15 protein-coding genes are annotated in these 16294 nt (G+C 71.7%); 3 read left to right on the top strand and 12 right to left on the bottom strand.

Going from position 1 to position 16294, the window contains the following annotated elements; translation table 11 throughout:
• Positions 1-121: 121 nt before the first annotated feature.
• The 8 genes from ACF088_RS12170 to ACF088_RS12135 form a co-directional block, all read right to left on the bottom strand.
• Positions 122-799: a hypothetical protein gene (locus ACF088_RS12170; protein WP_392375572.1), complete on the bottom strand. Its 678-nt coding sequence runs from the start codon at positions 797-799 to the stop codon at positions 122-124.
• Between the two features lie 96 nt (positions 800-895).
• The gene (locus tag ACF088_RS12165) at positions 896-2026 is read right to left on the bottom strand and encodes a hypothetical protein (protein ID WP_392375571.1); all 1131 of its coding nucleotides are present in this window, start codon (positions 2024-2026) and stop codon (positions 896-898) included.
• 99 nt (positions 2027-2125) lie between these two features.
• Positions 2126-2941, bottom strand: coding sequence for a hypothetical protein (locus tag ACF088_RS12160; RefSeq protein ID WP_392375570.1), 816 nt, complete (start codon positions 2939-2941; stop codon positions 2126-2128).
• Between the two features lie 6 nt (positions 2942-2947).
• Complete coding sequence (locus tag ACF088_RS12155; RefSeq protein WP_392375569.1) at positions 2948-3721, bottom strand: ABC transporter permease; 774 nt, start codon at positions 3719-3721, stop codon at positions 2948-2950.
• Positions 3718-4689, bottom strand: coding sequence for an ABC transporter ATP-binding protein (locus ACF088_RS12150; protein ID WP_392375568.1), 972 nt, complete (start codon positions 4687-4689; stop codon positions 3718-3720). Before ACF088_RS12150 ends, ACF088_RS12155 begins: the two co-directional genes overlap by 4 nt.
• Positions 4686-5759, bottom strand: coding sequence for a hypothetical protein (locus ACF088_RS12145; RefSeq protein WP_392375567.1), 1074 nt, complete (start codon positions 5757-5759; stop codon positions 4686-4688). The genes ACF088_RS12150 and ACF088_RS12145 overlap by 4 nt, the downstream gene beginning before the upstream one ends.
• Positions 5756-6577, bottom strand: a complete 822-nt coding sequence (locus ACF088_RS12140) for a hypothetical protein (RefSeq protein ID WP_392375566.1) — start codon at positions 6575-6577, stop codon at positions 5756-5758. The genes ACF088_RS12145 and ACF088_RS12140 overlap by 4 nt, the downstream gene beginning before the upstream one ends.
• Complete coding sequence (locus tag ACF088_RS12135) at positions 6577-7818, bottom strand: M16 family metallopeptidase (protein ID WP_392375565.1); 1242 nt, start codon at positions 7816-7818, stop codon at positions 6577-6579. The genes ACF088_RS12140 and ACF088_RS12135 overlap by 1 nt, the downstream gene beginning before the upstream one ends.
• A 717-nt stretch (positions 7819-8535) precedes the next feature.
• Here ACF088_RS12135 and ACF088_RS12130 point away from each other — a divergent pair.
• On the top strand, positions 8536-8772 hold the full coding sequence (locus ACF088_RS12130; protein WP_392375564.1) for a hypothetical protein: 237 nt from the start codon (positions 8536-8538) through the stop codon (positions 8770-8772).
• A gap of 109 nt (positions 8773-8881) precedes the next feature.
• Positions 8882-11866: a BTAD domain-containing putative transcriptional regulator gene (locus ACF088_RS12125; protein ID WP_392375563.1), complete on the top strand. Its 2985-nt coding sequence runs from the start codon at positions 8882-8884 to the stop codon at positions 11864-11866.
• A gap of 29 nt (positions 11867-11895) precedes the next feature.
• Here ACF088_RS12125 and ACF088_RS12120 read toward each other — a convergent pair whose 3' ends face one another.
• From ACF088_RS12120 to ACF088_RS12110, 3 genes are all read right to left on the bottom strand, one after another.
• Positions 11896-12114 (bottom strand): hypothetical protein, encoded by a 219-nt coding sequence (locus tag ACF088_RS12120; protein WP_392375562.1) that lies wholly within the window; start codon positions 12112-12114, stop codon positions 11896-11898.
• Positions 12115-12407: 293 nt separating this feature from the next.
• Positions 12408-13037, bottom strand: a complete 630-nt coding sequence (locus ACF088_RS12115) for an MBL fold metallo-hydrolase (RefSeq protein ID WP_392375560.1) — start codon at positions 13035-13037, stop codon at positions 12408-12410.
• Positions 13037-14122, bottom strand: a complete 1086-nt coding sequence (locus ACF088_RS12110) for an S-(hydroxymethyl)mycothiol dehydrogenase (RefSeq protein ID WP_392375558.1) — start codon at positions 14120-14122, stop codon at positions 13037-13039. The genes ACF088_RS12115 and ACF088_RS12110 overlap by 1 nt, the downstream gene beginning before the upstream one ends.
• A 377-nt stretch (positions 14123-14499) precedes the next feature.
• On the opposite strand from ACF088_RS12110, the gene ACF088_RS12105 reads away from it, so the two are divergent.
• Positions 14500-15324, top strand: coding sequence for an HAD family acid phosphatase (locus ACF088_RS12105; RefSeq protein WP_392375557.1), 825 nt, complete (start codon positions 14500-14502; stop codon positions 15322-15324).
• Between the two features lie 64 nt (positions 15325-15388).
• Here ACF088_RS12105 and ACF088_RS12100 read toward each other — a convergent pair whose 3' ends face one another.
• The gene (locus tag ACF088_RS12100; protein ID WP_392375555.1) at positions 15389-16294 is read right to left on the bottom strand and encodes a ribonuclease Z; all 906 of its coding nucleotides are present in this window, start codon (positions 16292-16294) and stop codon (positions 15389-15391) included.

Genomic DNA, 16294 nt, shown 5'->3' with positions numbered 1-16294 from the left:
AGACGGCGGGCGATCCGCTCGGTGACCTCCGCAGCGGACTCGATATCGTCCCAGCGCACCGTCGGCAAAGATTCCATCAAGGACACCGCGGCCTGAGTGCGGTCGGTCGTCGCGCTGGTCATCACAGGACCTCCATTCCCCGCAACCGCGCGGTGAGTTCGTCGTAGTACGCCTTGCTGATGCGCTTGCTGCCCTTACGGGCCGCCTTCTCCTTGTCCTCACCGAACCGCCACCACACCCGCCCGGTCTCCCGCTCCGTGATCAGCGAACGCTCCTTCTCCGCCGGACCCCGCAAAAACAGAGAAACGGTATTGGGAGTGGTGTAAGTGGTGTGGATCTCCGAGTGATGCAGCGTGTAGCAGTTGCCGGCGATCTCATTGGTGACGAACCGCGGAATCACCCGCAGGTCGGAATCCTGCGCGTCGAAGTCGTCCTGCGCATCCTCCGGAACCCCCTCCGGACGGCCCACCAACTGATGACGCACATGCCGGTAGTGACCACGCAGAATGAGCGAGGTAAAGGTGAAACGGTGGTCGTGCGGACGGTCGCGGTGATCCTCCGTGGAAACATGCACCCGGATACGGAACCCACGGTCCAACGCGTCGTAGACCACCAGCTTGTCCAGCAGCCGGTGGTGCTCACACTTGTCGAAGAGATCCTCCTCCTCCCGAGCACGCTCCAGCAGCTGCGTCATCGCCTGCTTGTCCTCGGCAAGAGCAGTGAGGATCTCGTTCGTCTGGGCCCGCGCCTTGGGCAGGTCCGACCAGTCGACGGTCAACCGGTCCAGTTCATCAAGCATGAGTTACTCCCTCTGCGTTCACGTCCGGACGGGGCGCTGCGTGTGCGCCCCGGATCAGCGGTTCCCAGGCCATCGGCGGGTGGCACCGCCCAGGGGTCAGCGCGCCTCGCCGGCGGTGGCCAGCTCCGCGGGTGCACCGGTGCCGAACGCCCGGTGGGCGGTTCCGGCGACCAGCTGCCACAGCGGCGCGTCGGCCACACCCCTCTCCTGCGCGTTGCGCATCTGCCGGGCCAGGGGCTGCGATCCGGCGGCGACGATGCCGCCGTCCTGGTACCAGAGGCCGTTGTCGTCGGTCTGGTGCAGGGCCTGCCCGCCGATCCGCGCCGAGTCGCAGCGGTCGGTCATCAGCATGGTGTTGGCGTGACCCATCAGCTCGGCGGCGCGGGCGGCGATGGCCAGGTCGACGTGCTCGCCGTCGAAGTTGATGCAGGCCGCGATCCGTCCGGCGGCCGCCTCGTTCATGATCGCAGCGGGCACCGGACCGGCGATCTGGTCCATGTCGGCCAGCGTCCAGTTCGGCAGGTCGTACGCGGTCAGGGTGCTCTCCCGCTTGGCCCGTGCGGCCGAGGTACGGAAGGCGTGCTTGATGTTCAGCGGCATGTCGTTGAACAGGTGGTCCGTGATCACCCGCGCACCGCTGCCCGTCCACTCGCTCTGCCAGGCCAGGTCGACGATGTCGCGCACCAACTCGGCGGCGCCCTGCGGGTCCGCCTTGGTGAAGTGGCCGAGCGCGGGTCGCACGCCGTGTGCCATCAGCAGCGGCACGATCCAGTCGAGGCGTGGGTGCCGGTCGTCCAGGTTGTCGTACAGGCCCGAGGCGGGGGTGAAGGCGTCGGGGGAGATCACCGTGTACACCAGGCCGAGGTCGCCGAGCCCGGCCAGGCGCTCCCACTCGTGGCGGGTGGGCGCCCAGACGGTCGCGGCCGGCGTGCCGCCGTGGCTCGCGAGCAGCGGACCTTCCAGGGCGATGCCCACGATGTGCGGAATCCGCCCGGCGACACGAAGCGCGCGGTAGCGCTGCATGAACTGCTCGAACTCGGCGAGCCGACTGTGCCGGAGGTAGAGCGTCGGAATGCAGGCGACGTTTTCTTCGGCGCATTTCTGGTCGAGCAGCACGAGATCCAGGGCGGCGAATTCCGAGAAATCGACTTCGTCGAACCCGTGGCAGTGCACCTCGACCGGGAGTCCGAGGTTCTCGTGGTTGTTTGTCAACAGTATCTCCCGCATGCCGGGCCTTTCTTCCATCCGGTTATTCCGGACCATCGGGGGACTTCTCGCCCCTGCCGTCCTGATCAAGTGGTTGTCCCGTGGTGTTCGACGTGCCGCTCATGGGGCGAATTCGTAGCCGCCGCGCCGTCGTACCCATTTCGCCGATTGGCGGAAGGCGGTCAGCGCGGCGGCCAGCCACAGGGCGCCCGTCACGGCGGCGAGCGCCGCCTGCCGCGCGCAGGCGGCCGGGTCGGAGCCGTCGGCGAGGGCGCGCACCGCGGCCACGCCGTGGGTGGCCGGGAGCGCCTCGGCCAGCAGGCGCACGGGGAGCGGCCAGAACCCGGTGGGCACCTGTACCCCGCTGATCGCCATCGTGACCAAGTAGGCGCCGTTGTAGACGAAGTTGCGCACGGCCGGCGCGGCGAGCACGAACGCGCCGAGGAACAGCCCGAAGCAGTACGTGCTGAACGCGGTCAGCAGCACCAGCGCCACCAGCACGGGAACCTGGGTCGCCGTGAAGTGCACTCCGAACAGCGGATCCAGCAGCAGGAGCGCGACCAGCGAGGTGCCGCAGCCGCTCACCGGCCACTGCAGGCTACGGCCGAGGAAGACCCAGCCCATCTCGCTGGGCGCGGCGGCCAGCAGGGCCAGGGTGCCCTGGCCACGTTCCCAGCTGGTCGACACCACGACGGTCATGGCCTCGATGACGCACGTCATGACCGAGTTGCCGAGGACGAGGTAGCGGGCCTGGTCGGCGGAGTGCAGGAAGGATCCGAGCAGCGCGAAGAAGGTGACCTGGCAGAGCATCCGGCCCAACCAGCCGAACGTCCAGCTGTACCAGGAGTAGGTCGCGCGGAAGTCGGCGAGGGCGTTGGCTGCAGCGGCCCGGACCACCCGGCCGGGTCCGGTCAGCTGGGAAGCGGCGATGTCCATGGGACCTCATATCCGGGCCAGGGTGCCGGTGACCCTGGCCCTGCGCAGAATGCGGTCGATCAGCAGCGTTCCGACGGCGTAACCGGCCAGTCCCAGCAGCAGCACGGCCAGCAGGCCGCCCGTCGTATCGCGGGCCGAACCGGGACTGATCGCAGCGCGCAGCAGGTCCGCGCTCCAGGACAGGAACACCACCTTGCTGGCCGGCTGGAGCCAGTCGGGCAGGTAACTGATGGGGACCAGCACCCCGCTGAGCAGGAAGAACGGGAAACTCAGCGTGTTCTGCAGGATCCGCGCCGAGGGCGCCAGCACGAACAGCGCCGAGACGCAGCTCGCGGTGCCCGCCATCGCCGCGGCGCTGAGCAGCAGCACGGCCAGGAACAGCAGCGGGTGGGCGATCGTCACCACGAGGCCGAAGCCGGCCCAGGCCACGAGCCAGGCCTCCGCGAGGCTCAGGGTGCTCAACACGGTCACGGCGGCGATCCGGGCCGTGACCACGGCCGAGTAGCGCGCCGGCGTGGCGACGACGGCCTCCAGCGTCCCCTGCTCGCGTTCCTTGCCGATCAGCTCGCCGCCCGCCATCAGCGCCATCGACCACAGCGACATCAGCACCGGTGCCAGCACGGCGAACCCGGCGAGGTCGGGGCGTTCGGCGTGCTCGGTGATGGCCAGGAACACGCAGGTGTAGAGCGGCGCGGTGACGAAGACGTGGAGGGTGTCCGGGGTCCGCACGGTCATCAGCACCTGGAGCCGGAAGACCTGCCAGAACAGGGTCGGGTTCACCGGGCCACCTGCATTCCGCGGTCCTGCACCATGTGCCGGTAGACCTCGGCCAGTCCGGGGCGGACCGTGGCCAGCGAGGTGACTCCCGCGGCGAGCAGCCTGCCCAGCACCTCGCCGGTGGTGTCGGCAGCGGAGATCTCGACGCTGATCCGCCCGTCGGCCGTCCGGTCGAGCGAGCGGACCCCGGCCAGCTGCCGGAGGTCCTCGGCGACGGCGGCGGGCACACCGGAGGCCTCGACGCGTTCGTAGGCCGACAGCTGCCGGGCCAGCACGTCGGGCCGACCGGTCGCCAGGACCGTCCCCCGGTCGACCAGCGTGACCTGGTCGCACACCGCCTCGGCCTCGGCCAGGTCGTGCGTGGTGACGAGCACCGTACGGCCCTCGGCACGCAGCTCGTGCACCAGCGTGCGGAATTCGTAGGCGGCCAGCGGGTCCATCCCGGCGGTGGGTTCGTCGAGGATCAGCACCTTCGGGTCGCTGACCAGGCCGCGGGCCAGGTGCAGGCGCTGCTTCATCCCCCGGGAGAAGCCGTCCACCCGGTCGTCGGCCCGCTCGCCCAGACCGAACCGCTCCAGCAACTCATTGGTCCGTCGCGCGAGTTCGCGACCGTGCAGGCCGTAGAGCGCACCCCACAGGCCGAGGTTCTGCCGGGGCGTGATCCGGCCGTACAGACCCCGGTCGCCGCCGAAGACGATGCCGATGAGCGGCTTGACCGCCCGTGGCGAGGCGGCGACATCGTGGCCGCACACCCGCGCCGTCCCCGAACTGGGCAGCAGCACGGTCGAGAGGATCTTGCACAGGGTCGTCTTGCCGGCGCCGTTCGGCCCGAGCAGGCCGTGCACCTCGCCGGTGCGGACGGTCAGGTCGATGCCGCGCAGCGCGGTGACGGCGGCCTCGGAGCGCTTGCGCGAGCCGAACACCCGGGTCAGCGCGGTGACTTCGATGGCGTACTGCTCAGAGCTCGTCATGCCGTGGCCTCCTGGCCCGTCACGGCGGCGAGGGCGGCCGCATGCACCTCCGGATCGACGAGTTCACCGGACACCAGCAGGAAGTCGCCGATCGCGGTGCGGGCCAGCACCAGGTCGGGCAGGTGCTCCAGTACGCACCCCTGCTCGGGCCTCGCCGCGCTGGTCAGCGGCATGCCCCAGACCAGCTGTCCGGCCGCCAGCCGGGCCGCCACCGTGCGCTCCGGCTCATGTTCCGTCCGGGTCGGGGCGGCGCGGCGCGCGGTCTCGGCAGCTGCCTCGGCGACCAGGACCTGCCGCAGTGGACCGGCCCCGGGGTGGTCCACCGCCTTGCTCAGCAGGTCGACCAGTTCGAGGAGTTCGGGAGCGAGCCGGTAGGCCGCCGCCGCCTCGGCCACGGCCGCCGGGTCCAGCGATCCGCTGTTGAGCAGCATCAGCAGGTCGATGGCGTCCTTGGCGTGGAACGCTCGCTGGAACCGCTCCTCGGCCACCGACAGCAGGTCGGCGAGGACCGGGTCGGCGGGCAGCTGCGGACGAACGGGCACCGCCGCGAAGTCACCGGGGAACGCGGCCGTGCACAGTTCCACCCGGATCTCCTCCTCCATCAGGGGGTCCGGCGAAGGCCACAGGACGGCGAGCATCACCTGCCGCCGTCCGTCGGCGGCGAACAGCGACAGTTCCGTGGGCTCGCCGCCCAGCGAGCCCAGGACGGCCGCGGCCCGCCACAGCTGTTCCTCGTCGGAGGCGATGAGGTCGAGGTCGCCCACCGAACGGCAAGCGCCCGGCGGATAGTGCCCGGCGAGCGACGGCCCCTTGACCACGCGCAGCCCCGGACAACCCGCCAGTGCCGTGCGCAGCTCGGCATAGCGGGCCGCGCGGGAGCGGGCCCGCTCCAGCAGGTCCGTGCTGCCGCTGCCGGCCCGGGCCCCTTCGCCGAAGGCCACCGAGACGACCAGCTGGGCGAGCGTGCCGGAGAGCTGCTGCGCGCGGCGCACCAGGTGGAACGACCCTTCGTGCTCGGGGACGTCGAGCAGGCGATGCAGCACATCGAGGTCGAGAGGTATGGCGTTCATGCCCGGCGGGCCCCCTTCAGTGTTGCGGCCAGTTCCTCGACGCGAGCCGTCCAGTACCCGTGGTCCACCGTCCAGCCGCGCCGGCACAGGGCATCGACGACCCGGTCGCCACCACCGTCGGAGCCGTGCACGACGTGGCCGATCAGCGGCAGCCGCGCCGCTCGGGCCAGGTCGGCGACGGCGGCGACCAGAGCCCTGCGACCGGCCGGGCCGTCCGCGGTGGGTTCGACGAGGATGTCGACCAGTTCCATGTACGACAGACCCGAGACCTCGTCCCGGGCCCGGGCGACCACGGTCGCGTGGCCCACCGGCTCGCCGTCCTCCCAGACCAGCAGGGACTGCCGGGACGGTGTGTCGATCACCGCGTCGGCCTCGGCGGCCGCGGCGGCGAGGTCGGCCGGCTGTCCCTGCTCACGGGCGGCGTGCAGGATGGCGCGGACCAGCCATTCGGCCACCAGCGGCCGGTGCTCCTCCCCGGCGGAGGTGACCCGGGGGTCGTCCGCGGCAGCGGGCACCTCGGCCTCCTCGGCCAGCCGTACGTAGCTGAGGGTGCGATGCCACGGCGGCGGGAGTCGGACGGCGGCCGCGGCGCGCACCACGAGGGCGGACACCTCGTGATGGTCGGCAAGCAGCGCCCGCCACAGAGTGTTCCGGGCCTCGCGGGTCGACAGCAGCTCCGGGTCCGCGTACTCGACCAGCAGGCGCTGCTCGTCCGACAGCGGGTCGGTGGAGACGCCCACCACGTACGGCAGGCCGGACACCGTGGCCAGCAGCTCCGCCTCGCGCGCGGCTTGGAGGTAGCTCGTGGTGGCATGCATCAGACGGCTACCGAGCGGACGGTCAGCAGCAGTTCCCGCCGGACGTGCGCCGCGGCCCGTCGGACGTCGTCGACGGTCACCCGGTGCAGCTCGGCGATCTCGTCCTCGACGGTCCAGGCGCGTCCTGCGGAGCAGGTCCGCTCGGCGATCAGTTTGGCGTACTCCAGCGGCGATTCGGACTCCAGGATCAGGCTCATCTCCGCTTGGCGCACCGCCGCGCCGAAGTCGTCGGCAGCGGGGCCCTGTTCGGCGACGGTGGTGAGCAACTCCGCCACCAGCGCGCTGATCCGGGGGGCCGCGGACGCCTCGGCGCCGACGAGCAGCCGCCAGGCACCGGACTCCCGGTAGCCGCGGTCCCAGGTGTGGAACGAGTAGGACAGGCCGTGCTCGCTGCGCAGCGAGCGGTACAGCATGGAGGAGGAACTGGAGCCGAGGAGGTGGGTCAGGACACCGAAGGCGGCGCGTTCGGGAGCGCCCGTCTGTGGGGAGCGCGCGCCGAAGCAGAGCCAGGCGAACTGCGCCGTCGCGGGATCCGGCAGCGGGTCGCCCGCCCCTGCGGGCTCCAGCGGCACGGAAGCCGCCGGGGCCACCGGCTGCTCGGCCGTGGGGGTGGCGGCCCGGGCCAGCACCGCGGGAACCTGCGGGCCCACCACGACCAGGACACCCGGGGCCTTGACGAACCGCTCGCGGTGCACGGCCGTCAGCTCCGGGACCGTCACCGCGCGCAGCTGCTCGGGCTCGCCGCCGACCGGGCGGCCCAGGGGATGCCGGGGAAAGAGCTGGGCCAGGATCGCGTCCTGGACGACGTCCGAAGGGTCGGCGGCCGCGGCGGCCAGTTCCTGCAGCACCACGGCTCGTTCCCGGTCCAGGGTCTCGTGGTCGAGCACCGGGTCGAAGATGGCGCGCAGCAGCGCGGTGGCCACGTCGTCGGCGTCGTTCGGGTGCACCTGCGCGTAGTACATCATCGTTTCGAGGCCGGTCTGGGCGTTGGCCTGACCGCCGCGCCGCTCCACGTACTCGCTGAACGACAGCTCCGGCCCGCCGTCCCCGAGGGGGCAGGTCATCACCAGGTGCTCCAGGAGGTGGGCAGCCCCGCCGCGGCCCTCCGGGTCGTTGCGCGAGCCGTGGGCCAGCGCGAAGCAGAGACTGGTGGTCTTCAGCCGTTGGTCGACAACGGTCAGCAGGGGGATGGACCTGGCCGCCGGCCCCGAGAGGGGGGCGGTGAGCTCGTAGACAGTCAAGGGCCACTCTCGCAGGGGCGTGCGCGGCAGAGGCCGACGCGGCAACCGGATGGTCGGGGAACGGTGAAGGGCGGGCGGGCCGGCGGCTGCCGGGAAGACGAGCTTCCCGGCAGCCGCTCACCATGCGGTGGCTCAGGCCTTGGCAGCCTTGACCTTCACCTTGTCCAGGCGGGGACGCAGGCCAGTGGCGTGGTTGCGGTTCATGTCGCTCTCCTTTGTTCTCTCGGATGTGCTGTGCAGTCGGAACGCCCGACCACTGAGAACGCTAGAGGTCACGCGTCAACGAACCGTCGATAGGCGATCAGCGTCTGTCAACGGCCGCCCTGAGCTCGGTCATCGCTCGTGGTACCGGCTGTCGGCGCAGCTCTGGCGGGAGTGTGGTCGATCAGGCCGTCCGTACGAGTAGTTCGCGTGGCGGGCCTGGACGGGCCCCAGCGGGCGCCGGTGATGGTGATATCGAGGCGGTCTTCGACCAGGTGGCAGCAGGCGACGTCGAAGATTCCGGTGGCGATGGGCCGGTCGGCGGCCAACACGGTGTCGTGGCACGGGTACTCGCTCTTGTTGCGCAGGTACCGGACGTGGCCGGGTGATGTCGGAGCCGTTCGCCGGACGGTGACGGGCCGGCTCCGGTGGCTCCGGCGACCGTGAGGAATGCGCAGGGCGCGGTCTGTCCGACGCCGGGAGGGCCGCGCGGGGGGGCGGATCGGGCTGACGGCCGTGGAACGCTTCGACGGCGGCCACCTGTGCGCCGGACCTCACCCCGCAGGAGGGGGCTGGTCCCTGGTCGAGCGCGACATCGGCAATCCCGCCGCAGTCGATCTCGGCCACATCACCAGGACCGTGAAGCACCGGCAAAAGCAGCTCCGGTACCGCCCCGACCCGGTCGGAAGCTGCCTCGTCGGCACCGGCCCGGTCAAGGGCGGCTGGCCGACTTCGATCTATCAAGTTGCCTAGCCTGTGCGATAATCGAACGGAAACCAACGACTACGTGACCCATGGTCGAGCTAGGGGTAAAGGCGTGGACGGGGGACTTGGGGGCCTCAGGTTTTCGGTGCTGGGGCCGATGCGTTGCCGTCGCGGCGATACGGTGCTGAAGCTCGGCAGCCCGCAGCAGCAGGCGATGCTCGCCGCGCTGCTGCTGCGCCCGGGCGGAGCGGCCGGTGTCGGCGACCTGATCGACGCGCTCTGGGGCGAGGAACCCCCGCCGGCCGCGGCCACCACCCTCCGCACGTACGCCTGGCGGCTGCGCAAGCTGCTGGAGCCGGACCGCCACACGCCCGCTGTGCTGGTCTCCCTTGCCAACGGCTACCGGCTGGTGCTGCCTCCGGGCGGGGTGGATGCGCAGCAGGCCAAGCGGCTGGCCGTCCGCGCGGAGGCCGAAGCCGCGACGGGCCGTCCGACGCAGGCGCGTGAACTGCTCAACGAGGCGCTGGACTTGTGGCAAGGCGAACCGCTGTACGGGGTCCCCGGCCCGTACGCGGAGCGGCAACGCAGCCGACTCGGTGAGATGCGCCTGACGCTGCTGGAGGAGAGGCTGGCGCTCGATCTGATGCTCGGCCGGGCCGCCCACTGCGTGCCGGAGCTGATCGCGCTGACCACCGAACACCCGCTGCGCGAGCGATCGCACGGGCTGCTGATGCGGGCGCTGTGCCACAGCGGTCGGCAAGCGGACGCGCTGGCGGCCTTCCGCCGGGTGCGCGAGATGCTGGTGGAGCAGCTCGGCGTCGAGCCGGGAGCGGAGCTGACCGAGCTGCACCGACAAATCCTGAACGGTGAGACGGCCGAGACCGGGGAACTCCTCCCGGCGCCCGCCCGGGGGTCGGGAGTCGAGGCGCCCAGCGCCGACGCCGGTGCGTCCGCGGTGGGCGGGCCGCCCCTGCCCGACCCGCCTCGGCCTGCCCAGTTGCCGCCCGCGCCGGCCGACTTCATCGGCCGCTCGGCCCAGGCCGAGGAGATCCGGGCAGCCCTCACCGCCCCCGTACGGAACTCGCTGCCCGTGGTGGCCGTGGTCGGCATGGGCGGCATCGGCAAGACCGCCCTCGCCATGCACGCCGCCCACCACTCCCGCGCGGCCTTCCCCGACGGCGAGCTGTACGCCGACCTGCAGGGCTCCGAGGCTCTTCCCGCCGCCCCCGACGACGTGCTCGCCGCCTTCCTGAGCGCCCTTGGCACCCGTCCCGAGGCGATGCCGGACAGCACCGCCGCCCGCTCGGCACTGTTCCGCTCGCTGACCGACGGCCGGCGCCTGCTGGTGGTCCTCGACAACGCCCGTGACGCTGCGCAGATCCGGCCGCTGCTGCCGGGATCGGCCCACTGCGCCGCACTGGTCACCAGCCGAACCTCGCTGGCCGGCCTGCCCACTGCGGTCCAGCTCGACCTGGACGTCTTCACGCCCGAGGAGGCCGTCGACCTGCTCGGCCGGGTGATCGGCCGGTCGCGGCCGGCGGCCGAGCCGCAGGCCGTGCTGGACCTGGTAGAGGCCTGCGGCTACCTGCCGCTCGCGGTACGGATCACCGCCGCCAGGCTGGCCGCCCGCCCGAGCTGGACGATCGCCAGCCTCAGCGAACGGCTCGCTGACGAGCAGCGCCGGATCGACGAACTCCGGATGGGTGACCTGGCCGTCGAAGCGGTCTTCGAGCTGGGCTACCGTCAGCTGACGCCGGACCAGGCCCGCGCGTTCCGATTGGCGGCCTGGGCCGAGAGCCCCGACCTCGGACTGGGAGCCGCCGCAGCACTGCTGGACCTCGCACCCGCCAGGACCGAGGTGTTACTGGAGTCACTGGTGGACGCCGCGATGCTCGACTCGCCCACGGCCGGGCGGTACCACTACCACGATTTGCTGCGCGGTTTCGCCCGCCGTACTTCCCGGACACTGGGCTCGGAAGCCGAGGCGGCGCGCAGTCGGCTGCTGGCCTACCTGCTGATCGGCGCTCGCAGCGCGTTCCACCTCGCAGTGCCCGGTGACCCGGTTGCCGGGTCCCTCGGCTGCCATCAGACGGACGGGGTGGACGGACCGGTGCTCGCAGACCTGCCCGCCGCGCGGGCCTGGGTACGGGCGGCGAGCCCGGGAGTGATCGGCCTGGCCTGCCGTCTGGCCTCCGAAGCAAACGCCGCAGGCGCGGCCACCGCCGACAGAACGGGCGCGGAATTACCCGCCGTGATCGACATGCTGATAGCGCTGAGCCCGTTCGGGCCGGGGGCGCTGGGCGGCCGATTGGAAGCCGCAGTCCTCGCCCTGGTCGGCGCCGCCACCACGCGCGACGACCGGTTCGCCGAGGGCCGGGCCCGCTTCCTGCTGTGCGGGACCCACCTCGCGGCCACCCGCCTGGACGAGGCCCGCGCCGAGGCGGAGCTGGCGGAGCAGGCCTGCCGTGCGGCCGGCGACACCGTGATGCTCCGCCAGGTGCTCAACGACCTCGGCCTGATCGCCCAGACGCTGCGCCGCAACGAGGAGGCGATCCGCTGCTTCGAGGAGTCGGTCGAGCTGGCCCGGCAATTGGGCCACCGCTCCGGCGCGGTGGCCAGCACGGTCAACGCCGCGCTCGCCCGGGTCCGGCACGGCCAGGCCGCCGAGGCCGCCGAGACCTGCGAGCGGATGCTCGCCGAGGTCCGCGCGCTCGGCGACACCGCCGGCACCGCCTACACCCTCTATGTGCTCGGCCTCGCCCTGCACTGCCTGGGTCGCCACCAGGAGGCCGTCGAGCACTACCGCGAGTGCCGCACCCTCGCCGCCCACGCCGGTCGACGCGACCGCGAGGCGCTCGCCGGCATCCGTCTGGCGGACTCCCTGCTGGCGCTGGCCCGGCCCGCGCTGGCAGTTGCGGAGGCCGAGGAGGCGCTGGCGATCACCGTGGAGACCGGCGCACAGCGCGACCAGGGCTACGCCCTGGTCGCGCTCGGCCGGGCACTCGCCGAGCTGGGGCAGCTCGCACCGTCGCAGGAGCGGCTGCGCGAGGCACACACGATCTTCGAGCGGCTCGGTCTGCCGGACGCGGCGGACGTCGCCGCCCTGCTCGGCGAGCTCGTGGTGCCGCACGCTGTGGGCTGACCGCCCTGCAGCTGAGGCCTGCCCGACACTCACCTGATCTGCAGACCGGCACGGGTTTCGTACGAGGCGCCGGTGCCGTTCCACTCCGCGGGTCCACCGACGCCGACGCTCGGTGCCACGGCACCGACGGCGAGCCGGTGCACTGTCGGCGCCGCGGCGCCTCCCTGCGGCAGGACGATCAACCCGACGGCCGCCGCCACCGAGGCGAGCCGGGCTGCGATGAGGGTGCTGCAGTATTGCTGGATCATCCTACGGATACCCCTCGTTGCGTTCAGGACGGAGGGACCGGACCGGACGCCCGTTGCCCCCTCATCGGATGTCCTTATCCTCGGGCCCGCCGCTGCCGACCTGCTGTTGCTTCACTTACGCGCGGCTAACGCCCGAACAGGCGGGCCGGTCCGGGACGTTGGCCCCCCACGGGGTGTGAGGGGCCCGGTCCCGGCTGGAGGGGTGCGGGTCCGGCCGTACCACGTCCCGCCGCGCAACTCACCGGCCCGTTTGTCCTCGGTGCCCCCGCCTGCCCTCGCTGCCCCGCTTGCCCTCAGTGCCCCCGCTTGATCCACTCCTCCAGCTGCGGGGCCTCCGCCCCGATCGTCGTCGGGTCGCCGTGTCCGGTGCGGACCCGCGTCGTGGGCGGCAGGGTCAGCAGCCGGTCCCGGATCGAGGCCACGATCGTCGGGAAGTCCGAGAAGGACCGCCCGGTGGCGCCGGGGCCGCCCTGGAAGAGGGTGTCGCCGGTGAAGACGGTGCCCAGCTCGGGGGCGTAGAGGCAGACCGCGCCGGGCGCATGGCCCGGGGTGTGCAGCACGGTCAGATCCGTGCCGGCGATGGTCAGCACCTGGCCGTCCGCCAGCTCCGCGTCCGGCGCGGTGTCCGCGTGGGTCATCTTCCACAACGGCAGGTCGGCGGGGTGCAGATGGATCCGGGCGCCGGTGCGGGAGGCCAGCGCCGGGGCCGCGTCGATGTGGTCGTCGTGCCCATGGGTGCAGACGATCGCGCGCAGCGTCCGGCCGCCGAGGGCTTCGAGGATGGCGTCGGCGTCATGGGAGGCGTCGATGACGATCGCCTCGTCGTCGTTCCCGACGATCCATACGTTGTTGTCGACGTCCCAGGTGCCGCCGTCGAGGGAGAAGGTTCCGGAGGTGACCAGGTGGTCGATACGGGCCGCCATCAGAGCGTCACCACCGAACGCAGGACATCGCCCGACTGCATCCGCTCGAAGGCCTGCTCCACGTCCTCGATGCCGATGGTCTCGGTGACGAACGCGCCCAGGTCGATCCGGCCCTGCAGATGCAGATCGACCAGCATCGGGAAGTCGCGGGAGGGCAGACAGTCGCCGTACCAGGAGGATTTGAGGGCGCCGCCGCGGCCGAAGACGTCCAGGAGGGGGAGTTCCAGGGTCATGTCCGGGGTGGGGACGCCGACCAGGACGACGGTCCCGGCCAGATCGCGGGCGTAGAACGCCTGCCGGTAGGTTTCGGGGCGGCCGACCGCGTCGATGACGACATCCGCGCCGAAGCCGCCGGTCAGTTCGCGGATCGCCTCGACGGGGTCGGCGGTACGGGAGTTGACCGTGTGGGTGGCGCCCATGGTGCGCGCGGTCTCCAGTTTGCGGTCGTCGAGGTCCACCGCGATGATCGTGACCGCACCGGCCAGCCGGGCGCCCACCACGGCCGCGTCGCCGACGCCGCCGCAGCCGATGACCGCGACCGAGTCGCCCCGCCCGACGCCGCCGGTGTTGATCGCGGCGCCGATGCCCGCCATCACCCCGCAGCCCAGCAGCCCGGCCGCCTCGGGCGCCACCCGGGGGTCGACCTTGGTGCACTGCCCGGCGGCGACCAGCGTCTTGTCGGCGAAGGCGCCGATGCCCAGCGCCGGGGACAGCTCCGTGCCGTCCTTCAGCGTCATCTTCTGTCGGGCGTTGTGGGTGTCGAAGCAGTACTGGGGGCGGCCCCGCAGACACGCACGGCACTGGCCGCACACCGCTCGCCAGTTCAGGACGACGAAGTCCCCCGGCGCCACATCGGTGACCCCGGCGCCCACCGACTCCACGACGCCGGCGGCCTCGTGGCCGAGCAGGAACGGGAAGTCGTCGTTGATGCCGCCCTGCTTGTAGTGCAGATCGGTGTGGCACACCCCGCACGTCTGAATCTTCACCACGGCCTCGCCGGGGCCCGGATCCGGCACCAGGATGGTCTCCAGCCGGACCGGTTCGTTCTTCCCCGGCGCAATCACGCCGCGCACTTCCTGTGCCATCGGGACAGCCCCTTTCAAAGATCACGTACGGGACCACTGTGGCGCACCACCACCGATCCGTGCCTCACGGTACGCGTGCCGGGCCGCCCCGCACAGGACCACGGCCGGGTCCGTGATCTTTGGCCGGGGGCAGCCGGCCGCGGCCCGCCCAGGTGGCCCGCGGTGGTCAGCTCGGTGATCGGCCGGAAGGGGCTTCCCTTTGTGGATGACGCCCGCAGAAGGAGCGGGAGGGCAAGGAGCCCGCCTCCCGGACGCCGCGGCCCGCACCGCACCGCACCGCACGAGCCTTTGCCAAGGGTTGAATCTTCGCGCGTAGAGACCGACATGAGGCTCTGTTAGACCTACGGGGTCCACTCACGTCTCCCAAGGAGCCGCGCATGCCCCGCCCCGCCCGTTTCCGCCCCGTCCTGACCCGAAGGGCCCGGCTCGGCGCCGCGACGGTCGCCGCCCTCGTCACCGGCACCGCGGTCTTCGGCATAGGCCAGGCCACCGCCGAACACTCCGTGCCGCGCACCGACAAGGAGATCCCCAACCTCACGCAGGTACAGGACAAGATCAAGGCGTACTACGGCGACACGGTGACGGCGGACGGCGAGCACTACGCCTCCCCGCACAGCAACTACGCCCGTCAGGTCCGCGGCATCGAGGCCAAGGCCCGCAGCTATCTGTCCAAGGCCCTTGCGCAGCACGGCCGGACGGGCAAGCAGGGCAAGCGGGCCAAGCCGGCCATCGTCCTCGACATGGACGACACGACCCTGCTCACCTACAACTACGAGCTCCAGGTCGGTTTCCACTACACCGAGGAGAGCCAGGACAAGTACCTGGCCCACCACGACATGGACCCCGTCTTCGGCATGAACCGGCTGGTCAACTGGGCGCACGACAAGGGCGCCGAGGTCTTCTTCCTGACCGGCCGCAAGGAGGCGCAGCGCGACTGGAGCGTGCGCAACCTCAAGAACGTCGGCTACGACGTGCCCCTGGACGGCCGGCACGTCTACCTGAAGAACAAGGAGCACCCGCCGGCCTACCTGCCCTGCGGCGCCACCTGCACGACGGTCGAGTACAAGTCGGGCACCCGCAAGCACATCGAGTCCCTCGGCTACCACCTCGTCGCCAACTTCGGGGACCAGTACAGCGATCTGAACGGCGGCGCCGGGGACCGGACGTTCAAGCTGCCGAACCCGATGTACTACCTGCCGTAGGCAGGGGCGCGCCCGGCGCGGCGCGGCGCGGCGCACGCCCGGCGGACGGACCTCCGCCGGGCGTTCAGCGCCGCTTGGGCAGCGGCACCCGCATCAGGTCCTCGGCGATGGTCAGCTCGCCCGTGAAGCCCGCCGCGCGGGCCTGCCGCTCGAACTCCGTGGGGTCGTCGTAGCGCTGCGAGAAGTGCGTCAGCACGAGGTGCCGCACCCCCGCCGACGCTGCGACCCGCGCCGCCTGCCCGGCGGTCAGATGTCCGTGGTCGGTGGCCAGTTGGAGGTCCTGGTCGAGGAACGTCGACTCGATCACGAGCATGTCCGCCCCCTCCGCGAGCGCATGGACGCCCTCGCACAGCCGGGTGTCCATGACGAACGCGAAGCGCTGGCCGGGGCGATGCTCGCTCACCTCGTCGAGGGTGACGCCGTTCAGCTCACCGCACCGCCGGAGGCGCCCGACGTCCGGTCCGGCGATGCCGTGCGCCGCCAGCCGCTCCGGCAGCATCCGGCGCGCATCCGGTTCGGTCAGGCGGTAGCCGTACGACTCGACCGGGTGTGAGAGCTTGCGCGCCTCCAGGACGTACGACGCCGAGCGCTCCAGCTCACCGTCCACGGCCACCGGCCGCTGGACCAGCCGGACCGTCTCCCGGTACGCGGTGGCATAGCGCAGCCGGTCGAAGAAGTGCTCGCCACTGGCCGGGTAGTGGGCGGTGACCGGGTGCGGCACCCGGTCGAGATTGATCCGCTGGATCACCCCGGCCAGGCCGAGCGAGTGGTCGCCGTGGAAGTGGGTGATGCAGATCCGGTGGAGGTCGTGGGCGGCGACCCCGGCGCGCAGCATCTGCCGCTGCGTTCCCTCGCCGGGGTCGAAGAGCAGCCCCTGACCGTCCCAGCGCAGCAGATAGCCGTTGTGGTTGCGGTGCCGCGTGGGGACCTGGCTCGCGGTGCCGAGGACCACCAATTCACGTACGGACAC

Origin of the sequence: Streptomyces sp. NPDC015125 (genome assembly GCF_043080045.1) — a bacterium.
In the GTDB taxonomy this organism is placed as follows: Bacteria; Actinomycetota; Actinomycetes; order Streptomycetales; family Streptomycetaceae; genus Streptomyces.
Note: the sequence above shows the minus strand (reverse complement) of the source record. Positions and strands in the feature narration are given on the sequence as shown.

Excerpts from the sequence above, each read along its gene's own strand:
- ACF088_RS12170 (WP_392375572.1), bottom strand. The coding sequence starts at position 799 with ATGCTTGATGAACTGGACCGGTTGACCGTCGACTGGTCGGACCTGCCC.
- ACF088_RS12120 (WP_392375562.1), bottom strand. The coding sequence starts at position 12,114 with ATGATCCAGCAATACTGCAGCACCCTCATCGCAGCCCGGCTCGCCTCG.
- ACF088_RS12105 (WP_392375557.1), top strand. The coding sequence starts at position 14,500 with ATGCCCCGCCCCGCCCGTTTCCGCCCCGTCCTGACCCGAAGGGCCCGG.
- ACF088_RS12145 (WP_392375567.1), bottom strand. The coding sequence starts at position 5,759 with ATGAACGCCATACCTCTCGACCTCGATGTGCTGCATCGCCTGCTCGAC.
- ACF088_RS12115 (WP_392375560.1), bottom strand. The coding sequence starts at position 13,037 with ATGGCGGCCCGTATCGACCACCTGGTCACCTCCGGAACCTTCTCCCTC.
- ACF088_RS12160 (WP_392375570.1), bottom strand. The coding sequence starts at position 2,941 with ATGGACATCGCCGCTTCCCAGCTGACCGGACCCGGCCGGGTGGTCCGG.
- ACF088_RS12140 (WP_392375566.1), bottom strand. The coding sequence starts at position 6,577 with ATGCATGCCACCACGAGCTACCTCCAAGCCGCGCGCGAGGCGGAGCTG.
- ACF088_RS12125 (WP_392375563.1), top strand. The coding sequence starts at position 8,882 with ATGCGTTGCCGTCGCGGCGATACGGTGCTGAAGCTCGGCAGCCCGCAG.
- ACF088_RS12150 (WP_392375568.1), bottom strand. The coding sequence starts at position 4,689 with ATGACGAGCTCTGAGCAGTACGCCATCGAAGTCACCGCGCTGACCCGG.
- ACF088_RS12110 (WP_392375558.1), bottom strand. The coding sequence starts at position 14,122 with ATGGCACAGGAAGTGCGCGGCGTGATTGCGCCGGGGAAGAACGAACCG.
- ACF088_RS12165 (WP_392375571.1), bottom strand. The coding sequence starts at position 2,026 with ATGCGGGAGATACTGTTGACAAACAACCACGAGAACCTCGGACTCCCG.